Annotated in this window: 18 protein-coding genes and 1 pseudogene; 10 read left to right on the forward strand and 9 right to left on the reverse strand. The window is 70.9% G+C overall.

Annotated elements, in window-relative coordinates:
- The first annotated feature begins 185 nt into the window (after positions 1 to 185).
- Entirely contained in the window at positions 186 to 1,922 is a 1,737-nt protein-coding gene (locus KPF47_RS21755; RefSeq protein ID WP_224390666.1) for a hypothetical protein, read from the forward strand.
- Positions 1,923 to 1,954: 32 nt separating this feature from the next.
- Here KPF47_RS21755 and KPF47_RS21760 read toward each other — a convergent pair whose 3' ends face one another.
- The 3 genes from KPF47_RS21760 to KPF47_RS21770 form a co-directional block, all read right to left on the reverse strand.
- A complete protein-coding gene (locus tag KPF47_RS21760; protein WP_224390667.1) occupies positions 1,955 to 2,935 on the reverse strand; it encodes an NADPH:quinone oxidoreductase family protein in 981 nt (326 codons plus the stop codon).
- Between the two features lie 85 nt (positions 2,936 to 3,020).
- Positions 3,021 to 3,329 carry a hypothetical protein gene (locus KPF47_RS21765; RefSeq protein ID WP_224390668.1) on the reverse strand — a complete coding sequence of 103 codons (309 nt, stop codon included), beginning with the start codon at positions 3,327 to 3,329 and terminating at the stop codon, positions 3,021 to 3,023.
- A gap of 190 nt (positions 3,330 to 3,519) precedes the next feature.
- A complete protein-coding gene (locus KPF47_RS21770) occupies positions 3,520 to 3,945 on the reverse strand; it encodes a hypothetical protein (RefSeq protein WP_224390674.1) in 426 nt (141 codons plus the stop codon).
- Between the two features lie 285 nt (positions 3,946 to 4,230).
- Between KPF47_RS21770 and KPF47_RS21775 the strand changes: the two genes are divergently transcribed.
- On the forward strand, positions 4,231 to 4,797 hold the full coding sequence (locus tag KPF47_RS21775) for a hypothetical protein (RefSeq protein WP_224390675.1): 567 nt from the start codon (positions 4,231 to 4,233) through the stop codon (positions 4,795 to 4,797).
- A 9-nt stretch (positions 4,798 to 4,806) separates the two neighbouring features.
- Here the strand turns inward: KPF47_RS21775 and KPF47_RS21780 are convergent, their stop codons facing one another.
- On the reverse strand, positions 4,807 to 5,301 hold the full coding sequence (locus KPF47_RS21780) for an ester cyclase (protein WP_224390679.1): 495 nt from the start codon (positions 5,299 to 5,301) through the stop codon (positions 4,807 to 4,809).
- A gap of 42 nt (positions 5,302 to 5,343) precedes the next feature.
- On the reverse strand, positions 5,344 to 6,408 hold the full coding sequence (locus KPF47_RS21785; RefSeq protein WP_255659546.1) for an IS630 family transposase: 1,065 nt from the start codon (positions 6,406 to 6,408) through the stop codon (positions 5,344 to 5,346).
- Positions 6,409 to 6,707: 299 nt separating this feature from the next.
- On the opposite strand from KPF47_RS21785, the gene KPF47_RS21790 reads away from it, so the two are divergent.
- From KPF47_RS21790 to KPF47_RS21815, 6 genes are all read left to right on the forward strand, one after another.
- Positions 6,708 to 7,565 (forward strand): IS5 family transposase, encoded by an 858-nt coding sequence (locus KPF47_RS21790; RefSeq protein WP_224390680.1) that lies wholly within the window; start codon positions 6,708 to 6,710, stop codon positions 7,563 to 7,565.
- A 250-nt stretch (positions 7,566 to 7,815) separates the two neighbouring features.
- Positions 7,816 to 8,673 carry an IS5 family transposase gene (locus KPF47_RS21795; protein ID WP_224390682.1) on the forward strand — a complete coding sequence of 286 codons (858 nt, stop codon included), beginning with the start codon at positions 7,816 to 7,818 and terminating at the stop codon, positions 8,671 to 8,673.
- A gap of 191 nt (positions 8,674 to 8,864) precedes the next feature.
- Positions 8,865 to 9,473 (forward strand): TetR/AcrR family transcriptional regulator, encoded by a 609-nt coding sequence (locus tag KPF47_RS21800; protein WP_224390684.1) that lies wholly within the window; start codon positions 8,865 to 8,867, stop codon positions 9,471 to 9,473.
- On the forward strand, positions 9,470 to 10,504 hold the full coding sequence (locus tag KPF47_RS21805) for a DNA polymerase IV (protein ID WP_224390686.1): 1,035 nt from the start codon (positions 9,470 to 9,472) through the stop codon (positions 10,502 to 10,504). Before KPF47_RS21800 ends, KPF47_RS21805 begins: the two co-directional genes overlap by 4 nt.
- 11 nt (positions 10,505 to 10,515) lie before the next feature.
- A complete protein-coding gene (locus tag KPF47_RS21810) occupies positions 10,516 to 10,890 on the forward strand; it encodes a hypothetical protein (protein ID WP_224390688.1) in 375 nt (124 codons plus the stop codon).
- Between the two features lie 52 nt (positions 10,891 to 10,942).
- Positions 10,943 to 12,331 carry an MFS transporter gene (locus tag KPF47_RS21815; RefSeq protein WP_224390691.1) on the forward strand — a complete coding sequence of 463 codons (1,389 nt, stop codon included), beginning with the start codon at positions 10,943 to 10,945 and terminating at the stop codon, positions 12,329 to 12,331.
- On the opposite strand, the pseudogene KPF47_RS21820 reads toward KPF47_RS21815, so the two are convergent.
- Positions 12,214 to 12,954 (reverse strand): annotated as a pseudogene (locus KPF47_RS21820) (IS3 family transposase); the annotation flags it as partial. The gene KPF47_RS21815 and the pseudogene KPF47_RS21820 sit on opposite strands and share 118 nt — an antisense overlap.
- Before the next feature lie 47 nt (positions 12,955 to 13,001).
- Positions 13,002 to 13,295 (reverse strand): transposase, encoded by a 294-nt coding sequence (locus KPF47_RS21825; protein WP_224387616.1) that lies wholly within the window; start codon positions 13,293 to 13,295, stop codon positions 13,002 to 13,004.
- Between the two features lie 42 nt (positions 13,296 to 13,337).
- Between KPF47_RS21825 and KPF47_RS21830 the strand changes: the two genes are divergently transcribed.
- Positions 13,338 to 13,556, forward strand: a complete 219-nt coding sequence (locus KPF47_RS21830; RefSeq protein WP_224390693.1) for an MFS transporter — start codon at positions 13,338 to 13,340, stop codon at positions 13,554 to 13,556.
- Between the two features lie 111 nt (positions 13,557 to 13,667).
- Here the strand turns inward: KPF47_RS21830 and KPF47_RS21835 are convergent, their stop codons facing one another.
- Entirely contained in the window at positions 13,668 to 14,633 is a 966-nt protein-coding gene (locus tag KPF47_RS21835) for an SDR family NAD(P)-dependent oxidoreductase (protein ID WP_224390694.1), read from the reverse strand.
- A gap of 45 nt (positions 14,634 to 14,678) precedes the next feature.
- Here KPF47_RS21835 and KPF47_RS21840 point away from each other — a divergent pair, with 45 nt between their 5' ends.
- Positions 14,679 to 15,248, forward strand: coding sequence for a TetR/AcrR family transcriptional regulator (locus KPF47_RS21840; protein ID WP_224390696.1), 570 nt, complete (start codon positions 14,679 to 14,681; stop codon positions 15,246 to 15,248).
- A 226-nt stretch (positions 15,249 to 15,474) separates the two neighbouring features.
- Here KPF47_RS21840 and KPF47_RS21845 read toward each other — a convergent pair whose 3' ends face one another.
- Positions 15,475 to 16,698, reverse strand: coding sequence for an IS701 family transposase (locus tag KPF47_RS21845; protein WP_374108784.1), 1,224 nt, complete (start codon positions 16,696 to 16,698; stop codon positions 15,475 to 15,477).
- Positions 16,699 to 16,826: the final 128 nt, after the last annotated feature.

Consider the following 16,826-nt stretch of genomic DNA (forward strand, 5'->3'; position numbering starts at 1 on the left):
GGACGACCGGACCGCCCGTGACCGGCCGCCCACCGATGGTGAGCAGTCGGGAGTGACCCGGACCGGTCGCGCTCGTTGGACCTCCTGCGACCATCCGGCGCACGGCCCCCGCGTGCATCGGCGATCATCGGAAAGTGCTGCGCCGCAGCAGGAGCGAGTGGGAGGGACCCGACACAGTGGGCCGGATGCGTCTCGTCTTCACCCCCGGGGACGACCAGGGGTACGCCGAGGCCCGCAGCCGCCTGCTGGAGCAGTTCTCCCTCTGGGCCCGCCGTCGTCGCGTCGAGGTCGACACCGCGCTCGTCGCCGCAGCGCTGGACTACAAGTACGCACGCGACCGCAGGCTGGGCCGCTGGACCCGCTCGCACATCGCCGACGCGCTGGGCATGTGGTTCCCGCGCAAGGTGACCGTGCTCGAGCCCGACGACGTCGCCCCCGCCTTCCACGCGCTGATCGACTTCGTCGACGAGCACGACTGGTTCGACCCGCAGTCGCACCCCGCGGACGCCCTGCACCGCCAGGTCCTCGACTCCACCCCCGCCCTGCACGACGGCCTGGCCGACGAGCGCAACTACGACCTTGGCAAGTTCTGGGGCGTGCAGCTGCACCGGCACGGCGTCGACCCGGCCGATCCGGCCGCCGTGCAGCGGTTCCTCGACCGCGCCGGCGCCGGGCAGACCGATGTCGACCGGCACGCACTCGCCGAGATCATGCGACGCGAGGCGCAGCGGCCCACCCGCACCGAGTGGAACCCCGAGCTGCCGCCGGTACCGATGCCGGGCGCCGCGGCGCTCGTCGAGGCCGCGGAGCGCTCCGAGGCCTGCGAGCTGCTGCGCAAGCTGACCCTGTGGGTGCGGGCCGGGCGTCGGCTGACCTCCGACGGTCGCCTCGACCGCACCGACGCGCTCGACCTCGCCGCACACCTGCAGCTCGACCACATCTACCGCGAGACCGCCCGCACCAGCGACGACCTGCCCGAGGTGTCCCTGCTGCTGCGCTGGGCCCGGTCCGCCCGCCTGGTGCGGGTCGTGCGCGGACGGCTGCTGCCGGTCAAGAGCGCGGGCCCGCTGCTGAACCGGCCGATCGAGCTGTGGCGCCGGGTCTTCGAGTCGGTCGGGCGCCTGGGCGACAGCCTCGGCGGGACCGACGTCTTCGGTGCGCCGTCGCTGTTCGGGATGTCGATGTCGCAGGCGTTCCCGATGCTGTGGGTCGGCCTCTACGCCACCGGCGGCGGCCAGGTCCCGCTGGAGCACTTCCACCGCCAGGTCCGCGACGCCGTCAACGACGAGGCGGGCTGCGTGGTCGACGACCTCGCCGGCGACGTCGAGCAGCGGCTGTGGCGCCGCGACGTCACCGCCCTGCTCGACGCGTGCGAGCTGCTCGGCGCGATCGAGCTGACCGAGACCCTGGACGCCGACGAGCTGGACGCGCTGTCCTTCGTCGCGCACCGGGACGACCCGGACCCCACCGTCGTCGCGCTGACCCCGATGGGGCTGTGGGCGGTGCACGAGTACCTGACCGAGCAGGGCATGCACCTGCCCGCGCCGGGCGAGCTCGCCGACGAGGACGTCGAGTACGTGTGCGTGCGGATGAGCGGGGTGCGGGCCGACGTGGCCGAGGCCGAGCTCGCCGCCTGGGCGCGGTCGCGGCCCGCCGGGGACGCCGTGCGCGAGCTGGACCGCTTCCTGCGCCGTTGCGAGGTCCCGGCGCACCGCGGCCTGGCGCTGCACGCACTGACGACGACCGGCCCGGCCGGGCGGGCGGTCGCCGCCCGGCACCGGCTGCACGTCGCCGAGCCCGTGGTGGTGCCGGCGCCGCAGCGCCACGTCGGCCCCACCCCGGCGCCCCGCGCCGCGGCCGCCGAGACCGCGGCGCCGCTGCCGCGCACCGCGGTGCGCCACAACCTCGAACCGGCCGGCTGACCCGTCCGGCGCCGGCAGGCCCAGGTCCGGGGTCAGCCCGACTCGGGCCCGGTCAGCAGGACGACCTTGCCCGTGACCGTCCGGTCGTCGATGCGCGACAGGGCCGTCGCGGCGTCGTCGAGGCCGAAGCTCTCACTGATCAGCGGGTCGAGCGCGCCGGAACGCAGGTGCGGGACCAGGGCGTCCCACTCGGACCGGATGAAGTCGGGTCGGCCGAGGGCGTAGGCGCCCCAGCCGACCCCGCGGACATCGATGTTGTTGAGCAGCAGCCGGTTCACCTTGACCGTCGGGATGTCGCCCGCGGTGAACCCGATGACCATGAGCCGCCCGAGCGGACCCAGGCACCGCAGCGAGTCGGTGAACCGGTCCCCGCCGACCGGGTCGACGACCATGTCGACGCCCGCGCCGCCGGTGAGCTCCGTGACCGCGTCCTTGAACCCGTCGACGCCGACGGTGTGCGCCGCGCCGGCGCGCCGGGCGACCTCGGCCTTCGCCTCCGTGGAGGTCACACCGATCACGGTGGCGCCCATCGCCGCGGCCAGCTGGATGACCGCGGTCCCGATGCCCCCGGCGGCGCCCTGCACGAGCACCGTCTCCCCCGCCCGCAGGCCACCCCGGGTCTCCAGGGTGAAGTGCGCGGTCAGGTAGTTCATCGGCAGGCAGGCGCCTGCCGGGAACCCGACCTCGTCGGGCAGCGGGAAGACGAACTGCTCCGGAACGGAGACGGTCTCGGCGAACACCCCGGACATGGTGAACGCGACGACCCGGTCCCCGGCCGAGAACCGGCTCTCCGGGCCCGCCTCGCGCACCGTGCCCGCACACTCCGAGCCCAGGGTGAACGGCGGCTCCGGCTTGTACTGGTACATCCCCTTGGTCAGCAGGACGTCCGGGAAGTTCACGCCGGCCGCGGCGACGTCGATCAGGACCTCGCCGTCACCACGACCCGGTGCCTCGACCTCGGCGACGCGGACCGCGGACGGCCCGTCCAGCTCGCTGACCTGCACTGCACGCACGTGTGCTCTCCCTCGTGGTCCGACGGCGGTGTCCGCCGGTCATCGAACCACGCATCGGGGGTGATCCACACGGGCCGCGCGGCGACTACACCGGCTGGGCGTCGCCGTAGCGTGGGGTGCGCGGCTCGGTGAGCGCGTCGCACAGCTCGGAGAGCCGGTTGTCGATGCGGTCCTGCACCCGCTCCAGCGCGTCGAGCTCCAGCATGAGGTCCAGCGCGTCGCCGGTGGTGCCTCCGGCGAGGACCCGTTCCAGCTCGGCGCGACGGTCGGCGGCCCGACGACGGCAGGCGTCGGCGGTCGCCTTGTGGGCGCGCAGCCGGGCACGGGCGGGGTCGGCGAGCGCGCGTCCGCCGTTGACGGTGGCGACGCGCTCCTCCAGCAGATGCGGGTTCACGGGGCCCTCCGGTACGTCGTGGTGGGAACGTCGGATCGACGGCGCAGTGACCGTCGCCACACCCACGCTAGACGATCAGCGTGTGCCGCGCATCACATCAATGTGACATCCGCGGACACCGGTGCCCGGACAGGCGACGACCCCCGGCGCCGTCGGGCTCCGGGGGTCGTGGTGCGGCGGGCCGGGACGGTCAGTCACCGCGGCGCGGCTGCGGGATGAGCTCGGCGGGCCCCCGACGGCGCTGGGCGGGCGCGTCGGTGGTCAGGTGGTAGTGCCCGCGGCGGGACCGCCGGCACAGGTAGGCCCGCTGCGGCCGCCCGCCGAGGGCCTCCAGCTCACGCGCGGCACACTCGGCGGCGTCGCGGTCGGGGTAGATGACCTTGCCGTCGCTCCCGGTCGCGGAGGCGCCGAACCGCTCACGGTCCTCGATCTCCCGTCGGCCGGGGAGGCACACCTCCGGCCGACCGGACCGCATCAGCCGCGCGTACCGGGCCAGCACGCGGCCCCGCTCGCCGTCGACCACACCTCGTCCGGACGGCAGGTTCTCCACCGACCGCCGTGCCGCGGGGATCATCCCCGGGTGCACCGCCGGAACCCTGTCGAACTGCCCGTCCATGTCGCCTCCACGTCGCCGTCACTTGTGGATCGCTCAGCTCATCCTGCCTCGTTACGGCCCGCCGTGGACTCCCACGATCGTGTCAACTGTCACGCGGACATCCGCACATCCACTCACGGTGCGTGACATCGACCGCTGGTGGGCGCGACGGCGACGCCGCTCGGCGCCGCGGCGGTCGTGTCGTCACACCTGTGGGTACGGCCGTGTGCACCAGCCTGTGCGTCCGTCCGCTCCGCCCTATCCTGGATCTCCGGGAACGCGCGTGCCCCGGGTCGGGGGACGACGATGGCCATCCAGCCCGAGACGGGTGTCGGGAGCGGGGCGTCCGGCGGACCACGCTGGGACGAGGTGTTCACCCCGTCCGGCGTGGCCGATGGTGTGTTCGACGTGCGGTGGGACCTGCGTCCCCGGCTGCGCCGATGGCTCGCCGACCAGGGTCTGGCCACCGCGTCGGGGCGCGAGACGCACCGCCCGGCCATCGACGCCTGGGCCCTGCTCGACGGCGGCGTCATCGCGGTGTCGGCGGTGAGCCTGCCCGGTGCCCCGCCCGGCGCGGTACCCCTGCCCGGCCGGGAGCCGGCCGCAGGCGCCACTCCCCCGCGCCACTCCGCCCTGCTCCCCCCGGGCATGCGGCTGATCGGCTACCGGACCCTGCGCCTGGTCGTGGCGCGCCTGGGGCTGCCCGGTGGCGACGAGCCGCTGCCCGGCGAGCACCGCGACGTGCCCGGCCTGGTCGAGGACCTCTTCGACGCCCGCCGCCGCGACGACGCGACGGCCGAGCAGGCCGAGCTGCTCGCGACCTGCACCGACCGGACCTCCCTGCGCTGGGTGGTCACCGCGCTGCGGCCGTGACCTCCGTGGTCAGCGCCGGCCCGACCCGCTGCGCAGCACCCCGGTCTGGCGGAGGAGCCCCATGAGGTCGTAGCCCGCGTACAGCCGCCGCGCGCGACCGTCCCGGAAGTCGAAGACCTCCACCCCGACGAAGTCGAACGGCAGCCCGGTCCCGGGGATCCCGGGCGGTGTGAGCGTGCCGGTGAAGTGCCCGGTCCCGCGCCAGGTGAACGCGGCCCGCGGTGCGTCGGGGGCGAGCAGGGGTGGTCCGGTGCGCTCCCAGGTCAGGTCCGGGTAGGCGGTGAGCACGTACCGCATGTAGTCGGCTGCCGCGCCGGGTCCCCGCACCTCCCATCCCGAGTTGCGGGTGGTCGGGGTCTCCAGCACGAAGTCCTCGGTCACCAGCGGGCGGACCCGGTCCGGGTCGTGGCTGTTCCAGGCCTCGATCCAGCTCCCGTACCAGCGCAGGGCAACCTCCGGGTCCGGCGCCGCACCCTCCCCGACGGCCGGGGGCGAGGGGTTCACCATCGCATCCTCCCGAAAAACTGATGGTCGTTAGTTTTTAAGCTAGTGTCGCGTAAACGATGTTCTTTGACCGGGTCGGCAGTGGTTGAGTAGGTCGTCTGCGGGTTTGGTCCAGATGAACGGGTGGCAGCGTTCGTTCCAGCCGTCGATGAACCGGCCGATCGCGCCGATCAGTTCTCTGACGCTGCCGAAGCTGCCACGGCGAATGGCCTGGCGGGTGATGACCCCGAAAAAGACCTCGACCATGTTCAGCCACGATCCCGAGGTCGGGGTGAAGTGCAGGGTGATCCGCGGGTTGCGGGCCAGCCAGGCCTTCACTGCGGGGTGCTTGTGGGTCGCGTAGTTGTCCACCACCAGGTGCAGCTTGCGCCGCGGGTAGGCCTTCGCGACCTGCTTGAGGAACCGCAGGAACTCCTGATGGCGATGCCGCGGCAGGCACGCCTGCTCGACCCGCCCGGTCGCGACCTCTAACGCCGCGAACAGCGTGGTGGTGCCGTGACGGACGTAGTCATGCGTCCGTTTCTCCGGGATACCGGGCATGATCGGCAGGATCGGCGCTGTCCGGTCCAGGGCCTGGACCTGGGATTTCTCGTCGACGCAGAGCACGACGGCCTTGTCCGGCGGGTTCAGATACAACCCGACGATGTCGCGGACCTTGGCTTCGAGCTCGGGATCGGTGGAGAACTTGAACGTCTCGGACTTCCACGGCTGCAGCCCCCACCGCCGCCAAATCTTGCCGATCCACACGTGGGAGATCCCGAGCTCGGCACCGAGCAGCCGTGACGACCAGTGCGTGACTCCGAGCCGCTCAGGCGGCGGTTCCAGCGTGGCGAGCACAACCGCGACCTCGTCGATCACCGGCGGCCGGCCCGCCTTGGGCCGGTCGGCCAGCCCGGCGATCCCCTCAGCGGCGTAACGCTTCTTCCACCCGATCACCGTCGCCTTCGACGCCCCGACCAGTGTGACGATGTCCTTGACCGCCACCCCGTCCGCGGCCAGCAACACGATCCTGCCCCGTCGGGCCAGTCCCGCCGAAACCGACGAGGAACGCAGCCAGGACTCCAACACCTCGCGGTCGGCGGCCGGAACGTCCACGGTCACAGTCAACGGCACAGCTCATGATCCCGTAAACCAGCCCGTGAGTAAAGTAACCTAGTTACCGCAACACTAGCATAATAAGAGGTCGTTTCAGAACGACTTGTCGAGTTTCCATTGACCCCTCGACGACAGATCAAACGGCAGGTCAGATAGCCGCTTGTCGTCTACAACAGACACGTCGACCTCGTTCTGAAATGACCTCTAAGAGCGCCCGGCAAATGAGGTCGTGGGGGTGTCGTTGCAGGTAGAGGCACGGACCTCGGGTGATCATGGGATTGCTGATGTCCTGATGGTCGCCTGGAGGGTCCGTGCCTCTATTGCCAGAATCGCTGATCGACCCCCTCTGGGTCGAGTTCGCTGCCCTGATCGAGGCAGAGCGGCGCCCGGAGTTCGACCCGGCCCATCCGTGGGGATGTCACCGCCGCCGTATCCCCGACCGCCTGGTGTTCGAGCACGTGCTCGCGGCGTTGGTGCACGGCAGCGGCTACGAACGCATTGCCACCCCCGGCTGCTCGGACCGCACGATCCGCCGCCGTCTCGCCCAGTGGGCCGCCGCCGGCGTCGGGGAGCAGGTCCTTCGGGCCGCGCTGGCCGGCTATGGCCAGATGATCGGTCTCGACCTCGACGATCTGTCTGCCGACGGAGCGATCACCAAGGCTCCCTGCGGTGGCGAGGTCGCCGGCTGTAACCCGGTCGACCGGGGCAAACAGGGCACCAAACGCTCCGTGGTCTGCGACGGTGCGGGGATCCCGCTGCACCTGATCAGCGCCCGCGCCAATGACCACGACTCGCCGTTGCTGAAACCGACCCTGATCGGGATCTACGACATGATCGGGCCGCTGCCCGAGCGACCGTGCCTGCACCTGGACCGGGGCTATGACTCAGGCAAGACCCGCGATCTGCTCGAACGACTCGGGTTCGACGCACAGATCGCCACCAAGGGCCGGCCCGCCCCGATCCAGGTCGGTATGCGGTGGCCGGTCGAGCGCACCCATTCCTGGATGAACGGCTACGGCAAGCTGCGCCGGTTCACCGATCGCCGGAAGATCATCGTCGAGTTCTACCTCAACCTCGCCGCCGCACTCACCGTGCTCCGCCGGCTGATCAACCGTGCCCGCAGCCGCTACCGCTGGACAACCCGACCCACGACCCGTCGACTCCGATAACCATCAATCGCCGGACGCTCTAAGAGGTCATTTCAGAACGAGGTCGACGTGTCTGTTGTAGACGACAAGCGGCTATCTGACCTGCCGTTTGATCTGTCGTCGAGGGGTCAATGGAAACTCGACAAGTCGTTCTGAAACGACCTCTAAGAGCGCCCGGCAAATGAGGTCGTGGGGGTGTCGTTGCAGGTAGAGGCACGGACCTCGGGTGATCATCGGATTGCTGATGTCCTGATGGTCGCCTGGAGGGTCCGTGCCTCTATTGCCAGAATCGCTGATCGACCCCCTCTGGGTCGAGTTCGCTGCCCTGATCGAGGCAGAGCGGCGCCCGGAGTTCGACCCGGCCCATCCGTGGGGATGTCACCGCCGCCGTATCCCCGACCGCCTGGTGTTCGAGCACGTGCTCGCGGCGTTGGTGCACGGCAGCGGCTACGAACGCATCGCCACCCCCGGCTGCTCGGACCGCACGATCCGCCGCCGTCTCGCCCAGTGGGCCGCCGCCGGCGTCGGGGAGCAGGTCCTTCGGGCCGCGCTGGCCGGCTATGACCAGATGATCGGTCTCGACCTCGACGATCTGTCTGCCGACGGAGCGATCACCAAGGCTCCCTGCGGTGGCGAGGTCGCCGGCTGTAACCCGGTCGACCGGGGCAAACAGGGCACCAAACGCTCCGTGGTCTGCGACGGTGCGGGGATCCCGCTGCACCTGATCAGCGCCCGCGCCAATGACCACGACTCGCCGTTGCTGAAACCGACCCTGATCGGGATCTACGACATGATCGGGCCGCTGCCCGAGCGACCGTGCCTGCACCTGGACCGGGGCTATGACTCAGGCAAGACCCGCGATCTGCTCGAACGACTCGGGTTCGACGCACAGATCGCCACCAAGGGCCGGCCCGCCCCGATCCAGGTCGGTAAGCGGTGGCCGGTCGAGCGCACCCATTCCTGGATGAACGGCTACGGCAAGCTGCGCCGGTTCACCGATCGCCGGAAGATCATCGTCGAGTTCTACCTCAACCTCGCCGCCGCACTCACCGTGATCCGCAGACTGATCAACGCGGCCCGCAACCGCTACCGCTGGCCGGATAGGCCCACCACCCGCCGGCTGCGGTAACGATCAATTGCCGGACGCTCTAAGAGGTCGTTTCAGAACGAGGTCGACGTGTCTGTTGTAGACGACAAGCGGCTATCTGACCTGCCGTTTGATCTGTCGTCGAGGGGTCAATGGAAACTCGACAAGTCGTTCTGAAACGACCTCTAAGTGGCCGTGACCGGCGGCCTCGCGCCAGGAGGGAGGATGCGGCCGTGCCCACCGCGCCAGACCGCCCGTCCAAGGGGGACCGGACCCGTCGCAGACTGCTCGACGCGGCGGCGGCCCTGCTCGCCCGCGACAGCGGGTCCGGGGTGGGGCTGAGCGGGATCGCCGAGGCCGCGGGCCTGCGGACCGGGAGCGTGTACTTCCACTTCGGGTCGAAGGACGAGCTCGTCGCGACGGTGCTGGAGGAGGGGCTGCGCGAGTCGCTGCGCCACCTCGACGAGGCGCTGGCCCCGCTGCCCGTCGACGACGCCGGCGCCCGCCTGCGGGCCGCCGTCCGTGCCCACCTCGACGCCCTGGTCGAGCTCAGCGACCACGCCGCCGTCGTGCTCACGACGCCCGAGCCGGACGCCGACGGCCCGTTCGCGACGTACCGTGCCCTGATGCACCGCTACCGGGGCCGCTGGGCCGCGCTGGTCGAGGACGCGCAGCGGGCCGGGGTGATCGCCGCCGGGCCGGAGCCCCGGCTCGTGCGGGACCTGCTGTTCGGGGCGATGAACGGCGTCGCGGGCCACCGTGGGCGTCCCGGCCGGACGCCCGAGGCGTGCGCCGCCGCCGTGCTGGACCTGCTCGCCGGCCCGGGCCCCGCCCGGCCGTGAGCCCCCGCCGGATCCTGCACGCCGACCTGGACCAGTTCCTCGCCGCGGCCGAGATCCTGCGGCGTCCCGAGCTGGCGGGCCGACCGGTCGTCGTCGGCGGTGACGGCGACCCGGCCTCCCGCTCGGTCGTCGCGACCGCGTCCTACGAGGCCCGTGCGCACGGCGTGCGGTCCGGGATGCCGCTGCGCCGCGCGCACGCCCGCCTGACCGGCACCGACGCGGTGTTCCTGCCCTCGGACACGCCGTATCACCAGCAGGTCTCCGACGACGTGATGGTCCGGCTGCGCGGTCTCGGCGCACCGGTCGAGATCATCGGGTGGGACGAGGCGTTCCTGTCCACCGACGACGACCCCCGCGTCCTGGCCGAGCGGGTCAGGGCCGCCGTCGCCGCGACCGGGCTGTCCTGCGCCGTCGGCATCGGCGACACCACGGTGCGGGCGAAGACCGCGACCGGGTACGCCAAGCCGGGCGGGGTGCACGAGCTGACGGCGGCGAACTGGTTCGCGACCCTCGGCGGCGAGCCGCCCGAGGCGCTCCCCGGGATCGGGCGGGCCACCTCGCGGGCCCTGGCCGAGCTCGGGATCACGACGGTGACGCAGCTGGCGCAGGCGCGCCCGGGCGACGTCGCGCAACGGCTCGGGCCGCAGCGCGGGCCCTACTACGTCTCGCTCGGCCGCGGGATGGGGCGCACCGAGCTCGACACGACGCCGTGGGTGCCGCGCTCGCGCAGCCGCGAGACGACGTTCCCCGCCGACGTCGAGGACCGCACCGAGCTGCACGTCCTGCTGCGGGGGCTGGCGATGCAGGTGGCCGGTGACGTCGTCGCCGAGGGGCGGGACTGCGTGCGCGTCGGGATCCGGGTGCGCACCCGGTCGTTCCGCACCACCACCCGCAGCCGTGCCCTGGTCCCGCCCGGGCGCGACGGCGGGGCGATCGCCGCCGTCGCCGCGGAGCTGCTGGACGAGCTCGCCCCGGACCGGCCGGTGCGGCTGCTCGGGGTGCGTGCGGAGCTGACCACCCCGCGCCCCTGACGGGCGGGCGCGTGGCACGCTCCCGTGTCGTGACGACCTGGACCAGCGACGAGTGTGCCGCCCACTGGGGTGTGCAGGTGGGCACCTGGAACTCCTACGTCTCCCGGGGCCAGGCTCCCGCGCCGCTGCCCGACCCCGGCCCGGACGGCCGCAAGGTCTGGGACGCCGACGTCGTGCGTGCCTTCTCCCGTCCCGGGGTGGGCCGACGCCGGGCCTCGGTGGAGTCCGAGGCCGTGCTCGCGCAGCTGCGCGCGGCCGCCGACGCCCCGCGCGAACGCCGCCGTGAGCTGCTGCGGGCCGGCCGGGAGGCGGGCTGCGAGGTCAGCGCCATGGCCACGGCGCTGGGTGTCTCCCGGCACACCGCCTACGCCTGGTTGAAGGACTGACCCCCGGCAGCGAGACTGCCCGGGCGTGCGCACCGCAACGGAGGGGGAAGGCGTGCTGGTCCCGACGGCCGTACGGACGGCGACGAGGCGGCTCATCCCGCTGCTCGCCCTGGCCTACCTGCTGAACTACATCGACCGGGTCAACGTCGGGTTCGCGTCGCTGACGATGAACGTCGACCTCGGCCTGTCCGCGGCCGCCTACGGTCTCGGCGCCGGGCTGTTCTTCATCGGCTACTTCTTCTTCGAGGTGCCGTCCAACGTGATCCTGCACCGGGTCGGGGCCCGGCTCTGGATCGCCCGGATCATGGTGACCTGGGGGATCGTCGCCTCGTCGACGGCGTTCGTGCAGGGCGAGGTCGGCTTCTACGTCGTGCGGGTGCTGCTCGGCATCGCCGAGGCCGGCTTCTTCCCGGGCATCATCCTGTACCTGACCTACTGGTTCCCCCGGGTGGAGCGGGCCCGGATCGTCGCGCTGTTCTTCCTGGCCGTGCCGCTGTCCTCGGTGGTCGGCGGACCGCTGTCGACCTGGCTGATCTCGGTCGGCGACGGCGCACTGGGCTTCGACGCCGGCTGGCGCTTCATGTTCTTCGTCGAGGGTGTGCCCGCGGTGCTGCTGGGGATCGCGGTGCTGTGGCTGCTGCCGGACCGCCCGTCGCGGGCGCGGTGGCTGCCCGCCGAGCAGGCCGCCGCGCTGGAGGAGCAGATCGCCGCCGAGGACGCGGCGGCCGCCGGACAGGACCGCGGGGTGCTCGCGGCCCTGCGCGACGGCCGGGTGGTGGCGCTCTCGGTCGTCTACTTCGGGATCGTGTTCGGCCTCTACGTCCTGGCGTTCTTCCTGCCGCAGATCGTCGCCGGGTTCGAGCGGCAGTTCGGCGCGGACTACTCGCTGGTGGAGGTCGGCCTGATCACGGCGGTGCCGTACGCCATCGCGTCGGTGGTCATGGTGCTGTGGGCCCGGCACTCCGACCGCGGCGGGGAGCGGGCGCTGCACGTGGCGGTCCCCGCGGCCGTCGGCGCGGTCGCGATCGCCGCGGCGCTGTACATGGACTCGCCGCTGCTGGTGATGGCGTGTGTGACGGTCTGCGCGGTCGGGGTGTTCGCGGCGATCCCGCCGTTCTGGTCGCTGCCGAACGCGTTCCTCACCGGCGCCGGGGCGGCCGCCGGGATCGGGCTGGTCAACTCCTTCGGCAATGAGCTTGGCCCCGTAGTCCGGACACCGACGGTGTGGGGTCAGTGGGTGTGGTTGGGCGGGGTGTGGGCTGCTTCGAAGTCGTTCGGGGAGAGCATCCCAATACTGGAATGGCGCCGTAACGGATTGTACCAGCATTCTATCCATTCGAAGATGGCGGTGGCAAGCTCTGCGCGGGTTTTCCAGGTTCTGGAATCGAGCAGTTCGAGTTGCATGGTACCCCAGAATGATTCGACCAGAGAGTTATCGTAGCAATCTCCGATCGAGCCCATCGATGGGACGATTCCAGCGGCGACCAGACGTCGACCGAATGCCCATGATGTGAATTGGGTGCCGTGGTTGGAATGTAGGATCGTGGCGTGGTATTGCGGGCGTCGGCGGAGTATGGCCATGCCGAGGGCGTCGATGACGAGTTCGGTGCGCATGTTGTCGGCGATGGACCATCCGACTGCTTTCCGGGAGAATACATCGATGACTGCCGCGCAGTAGACTTTCCCTTCTCGGGTGGGGTGTTCGGTGATGTCGGTGCACCAGATCTCATCCGGTCCGTCGACGGTGAAGTCGCGGTCGACCAGGTCGGTGTAGGGGTCGGCGTGCTGGTCCCGGACGGTGCAGCCGTGGTTGCGTCGCCGGTAGAGGCCCTGGATCCCGGCCTGGCGCATCAGCCGAGCGACGCGTTTGTGGTTCACCGTGATACCGAGTCCGAGGGTGAGCTCGGCGTGCACACGTGGCCATCCGTAGGTGCCCCGGGACTCTGCGTGGATTTTCTCGATGTGTTTGAGGAGCAGTTCGTTCTCCTGCGTCCGTAGCGATGTCGCCCCGGAGTGCCATTCGTAGTAGCCCTGGCGGCGGACGCCAAGGACCCGGCAGGTCACCGCGACGTCGAATCCATCGTCGGCGAGTTCACGGACCAGCGGGAAAACTACTTTGGGAGGATGTTCTCCCGGGCGAAGTACGCGGCAGCACGCTTGAGGATCTCGTTCTCGATCTCGAGCCGGCGGGCCTTCTTTCGGAGTTCGACGATCTCACTTTTCTCCGCGCTCGACAGACGTGTGGAGCGCGGGTCACCGTCGTCTGCGTCGGCCTGGGAGACCCAGTTCCGCAGACACGACTCCGACAACGACAGGTCCTTGGCGATTTCCGAGATCGGCTTGACCTTCGAACGGGCCAGGTCGATAGCGCGTTGCCGGAACTCCGGCGGGTGAGGAGCGGGCACGAACGACATCCTTCCCGGCGGACGGCGTCCGCCTCAGGACAGGTGTCCGGTACCAGGGGCCAAGCTCACAACCTGTCCGGGTTCGTCGGGCCGTTCGTCACGGGCTGGCTGACCGACCTGACCGGCAGCTCCCGCGCCGGCATGTGGGTGGTCGCGGCGATGATGCTGATGTCCGCCGCGATCGCGCTCGCCTTCCGCCGGACGACCCAGCGTGCTGCTGCGGGTGACGAACCCCGAGGGTCGACCGCGCGGCGCCGGTGACCGTCCGGTCGAGAACGACGGGACCGGTGCCGCGACCTCGGCGACCGGGGAGACGACAGGGGTCGGCCGCTCCGTCCACGAGGGCATGACGAGGACGGGACCCCACAGCGGTCATGCGCACCACAGCTGCGCGGACACCCTCCAGAGGCGGTCGGCGCGCTCGGGGTCGAGCTCCCAGGCCTTGACCCCGTGGGGGTGCTCGGCGAGATCGGCGTCGTTCGCGACCTCGTAGGCCTCCTGGCAGTCGTCGAGGTAGTGGCCCCCCGAGCGGGCCAACCGGGGGTCGACCGCGGCCACCATGCTCGTCGCCGCGCCCTGCTCGACCGTCTTGTAGGTGAACACGCCCGCCGCCTCCGCGGCGGCCAGGGAGTCGTTCTGGCGCCGGGTGAAGTGCCGCTGCAGCCCGGTGGCGACACCCCCGGGGTTGACCGTGTTCGCGACGATGCCGTCCTCGGCCCACCGCCGGGTCGCACCGACCGCGAAGAGGGAGTTCGCGGTCTTCGACCGTGCGTAGGCGATCTGGGGGTCGTAGGCGCGGCGTCGGAAGTGCAGGTCGTCGAGGTCCACGTCGGCGCGCATGTGCGCGGTCGAGCTCACGACGACGACGCGGGCCGCGCCCCGGTCCGCGGCACCCGCACCGAGCGCGTGGTGCAGACCTGTGGCCAGGCCGAAATGACCGAGGTGGTTGGTGGCGAGCTGCAGCTCCCAGCCCTCGGCCGTCCGCTCGAGACCTCCGGTGACCACTCCGGCGTTGGCGAGCAGGAGGTGCAGCGGCCCCCTCCACGACTCGACGAACCGCCCGACCGACGAACGGTCCGTGAGGTCCAGCGGTAGTACCGCGGGTACCGCGCCGACCGACCGTCCGATGGCGGTGGCCGTGGCCGTGCCGGCCTCGGTGTCGCGAACGGCGAGGGTCACCTGGGCACCGGCGGCCGCCAGGGCGCGGGCCGACGCGGCCCCGATACCGGACGACGCCCCGGTCACGACGGCGCGCAGGCCGGTCAGATCGTGGCCCGCCAGCACCTCGTCGGCGGTGCTGACCGCGGAGAAGGGGGTGGTCAGCAGGGCGCGGGTCATCACCCGACTATACGAGCAAGACAGATTCTGTCTAGCTGGACCGGGGTGCGTAGGCTCCTCGACGTGACTGGTGGGTCGGAGGAGGTCGGGCGCCGCGATCGCGTGCTGGAGTCCGCGCTGCAGACCTTCGCCCGCCACGGCTACCGGAAGACCTCGATGGACGAGGTCGCGCGCCAGGCGAAGATCTCCCGGCCGGGCCTCTACTTCCTGTTCTCCTCCAAACAGGAGCTGTTCCGCGCGGCGGCGACCCGCGCCCTCGAGCAGGATCTCGCTGCGGCGGAACGCTCGCTCGGGTCGTCCGCGCGGCCGCTACGCCGCCGGATCGTGGACGCCTTCGACCACTGGGCCGGCCGCTACGTCGGCCCGGCGCGGGACGTCGAGGGCGTCGTCGACGACAACCCGGATCTGCTCGGCGAGATCGTCCACACGGCCCCGGCCCGCTTCCGGCAGCTGATCGTCGACACGCTCACCCCCGCCACCGGCGCCCGGGCCGCCCTGGACATCGCCCAGACCCTCGTCAGCACCTCCCTCGGCCTCAAGCGCGAGGTGGACTCCCGGGACGCCTACGTCCGTCGTCTCACCGTCGCCGTCGGTCTCCTGGTGCCGGAGCGGTGAGGCCCTTTCCGGTCGGCACCGGCCACCCGGTGCCGTCGACGGTCACGAGGATCCCGCCACCGGCGTCCACGACCTCCGCGCACGGGCCCGGGGCGGACTAGTACTCCAGCCGCACTTCGTTAGCTGAGCTGTCTTCGTCGTCGATAGTGGCTTTCGCGGGCTCGGTGTTGGTGGCGACGTCGCCAGGTCGACCAGGCCCAGCACGGCGCCTGGGTGGGAATGTGGATCAGAGGTGCCAGGAGACGTCGGATCTCGGCGAGGGTGAGCGGGATGAGCCCGTGATCAGGTCTTTTGGGGCGATCGCCGCGGTGACCGAGAGGTAGGCGTGGGCGAGAATAGCCAGGGTGACGTGGCGGTACCAGGCGTCGTAACGCCGCACTTGATAGTGGTCGAGCCCGACCTCGTTCTTCGCGGTCTGGAAGCACTCCTCGATCGCCCACCGCGTGCCGGCGACGCGGATGAGGTCGTCGTCGGTGGTGCCGGGCGGGCCGGCGCACAGGTAGTAGGCCAGATCGTGCTCCTCGCCGGCGGAGAGCTGTGTGTCGGTGAGGATCTGACGTCGGACCAGTAGCCATCGGCCCCATCCGGCCGGGGCGTTCTCGGGCGGATACAGCGAGGCCACGGCCCAGTCGTAGAAGCGTTCTCCCTTCACACCCGGACCGGCTGAGCGGCGCTTCCACGCCCGTCCGGGAGCGCGGGCGACCAGGTCGTCGGCCCGTCGTGAGCCGCTGATCTGACAGATGTCGGCGTCCAGGGACAACGGGACGGACTGGCTGCGCGGAACCGCGACGACGTAGCCGATCCGGCGCTGCTCGCACCAGGTGCGGAACTTGTAGTCCTGCCCGTATGCCTCGTCCGCGGTCACCCATCCTGCGGGAACCCCGGCATCGAGGGCACGGCCGAGCATTTCCTTGGCCAGCGTGGCCTTGGTGGCGAACTCGATCTCCTCAGGCACCGCCGCGGCTCGGCAGCGTTCCCGATCACCGGTCCAGGACTTGGGCAGGTAGAGCTCGCGGTCGATCAACGTCCGGCCCTTGCTCGTGGCATAGGCACAGAAGACTCCGAGCTGGCAGTTCTCCACCCGCCCGGCAGTGCCCGAGTACTGGCGCTGCACCCCCGCCGACTTCGTCCCCTTCTTCAGGAACCCGGTCTCATCGACGATCAGCACCCCACCGGACTCGCCGAGGTGCTCGACGACGTAATCCCGCAGGTCATCACGGACACCGTCGACATCCCAGGTCGCGGAGTTGAGCAGCCGCTGCATCCCATCCGGAGTCGTGTCACCGGCGACCTCGGCCAGCGTCCACCCGTTCTTCCCCGCCAACGGCGCCAACAACCCCCGCACATACGCCCGCGCCCGACGCCGCGGTTCCGTCCGGAAGAACCGGCCCGCCACCAGCCCGAACAGCCCATCCAGGCCACCGGCCCACGCCTCGAGATCCTCCTCCACCTGCACAAGATCGAAGCTTAGCGCACATCAACATCACAAACTGCGGCTGGAGTACTAGGGCGTGTCTCCTAAGAGGTCGTTTCAGAACGACTTGTCGAGTTTCCATTGACCCCTCGACGACAGATCAA

Source organism: Pseudonocardia sp. ICBG1293 (assembly GCF_020131355.1).
Classification (GTDB): Bacteria; Actinomycetota; Actinomycetes; order Mycobacteriales; family Pseudonocardiaceae; genus Pseudonocardia.

Bases quoted from the DNA above. Each gene is read 5' to 3' on its own strand.
- KPF47_RS21755 (WP_224390666.1), top strand. From the start codon at position 186: ATGCGTCTCGTCTTCACCCCCGGGGACGACCAGGGGTACGCCGAGGCC.
- KPF47_RS21835 (WP_224390694.1), bottom strand. From the start codon at position 14,633: ATGACCCGCGCCCTGCTGACCACCCCCTTCTCCGCGGTCAGCACCGCC.
- KPF47_RS21770 (WP_224390674.1), bottom strand. From the start codon at position 3,945: ATGGACGGGCAGTTCGACAGGGTTCCGGCGGTGCACCCGGGGATGATC.
- KPF47_RS21775 (WP_224390675.1), top strand. From the start codon at position 4,231: ATGGCCATCCAGCCCGAGACGGGTGTCGGGAGCGGGGCGTCCGGCGGA.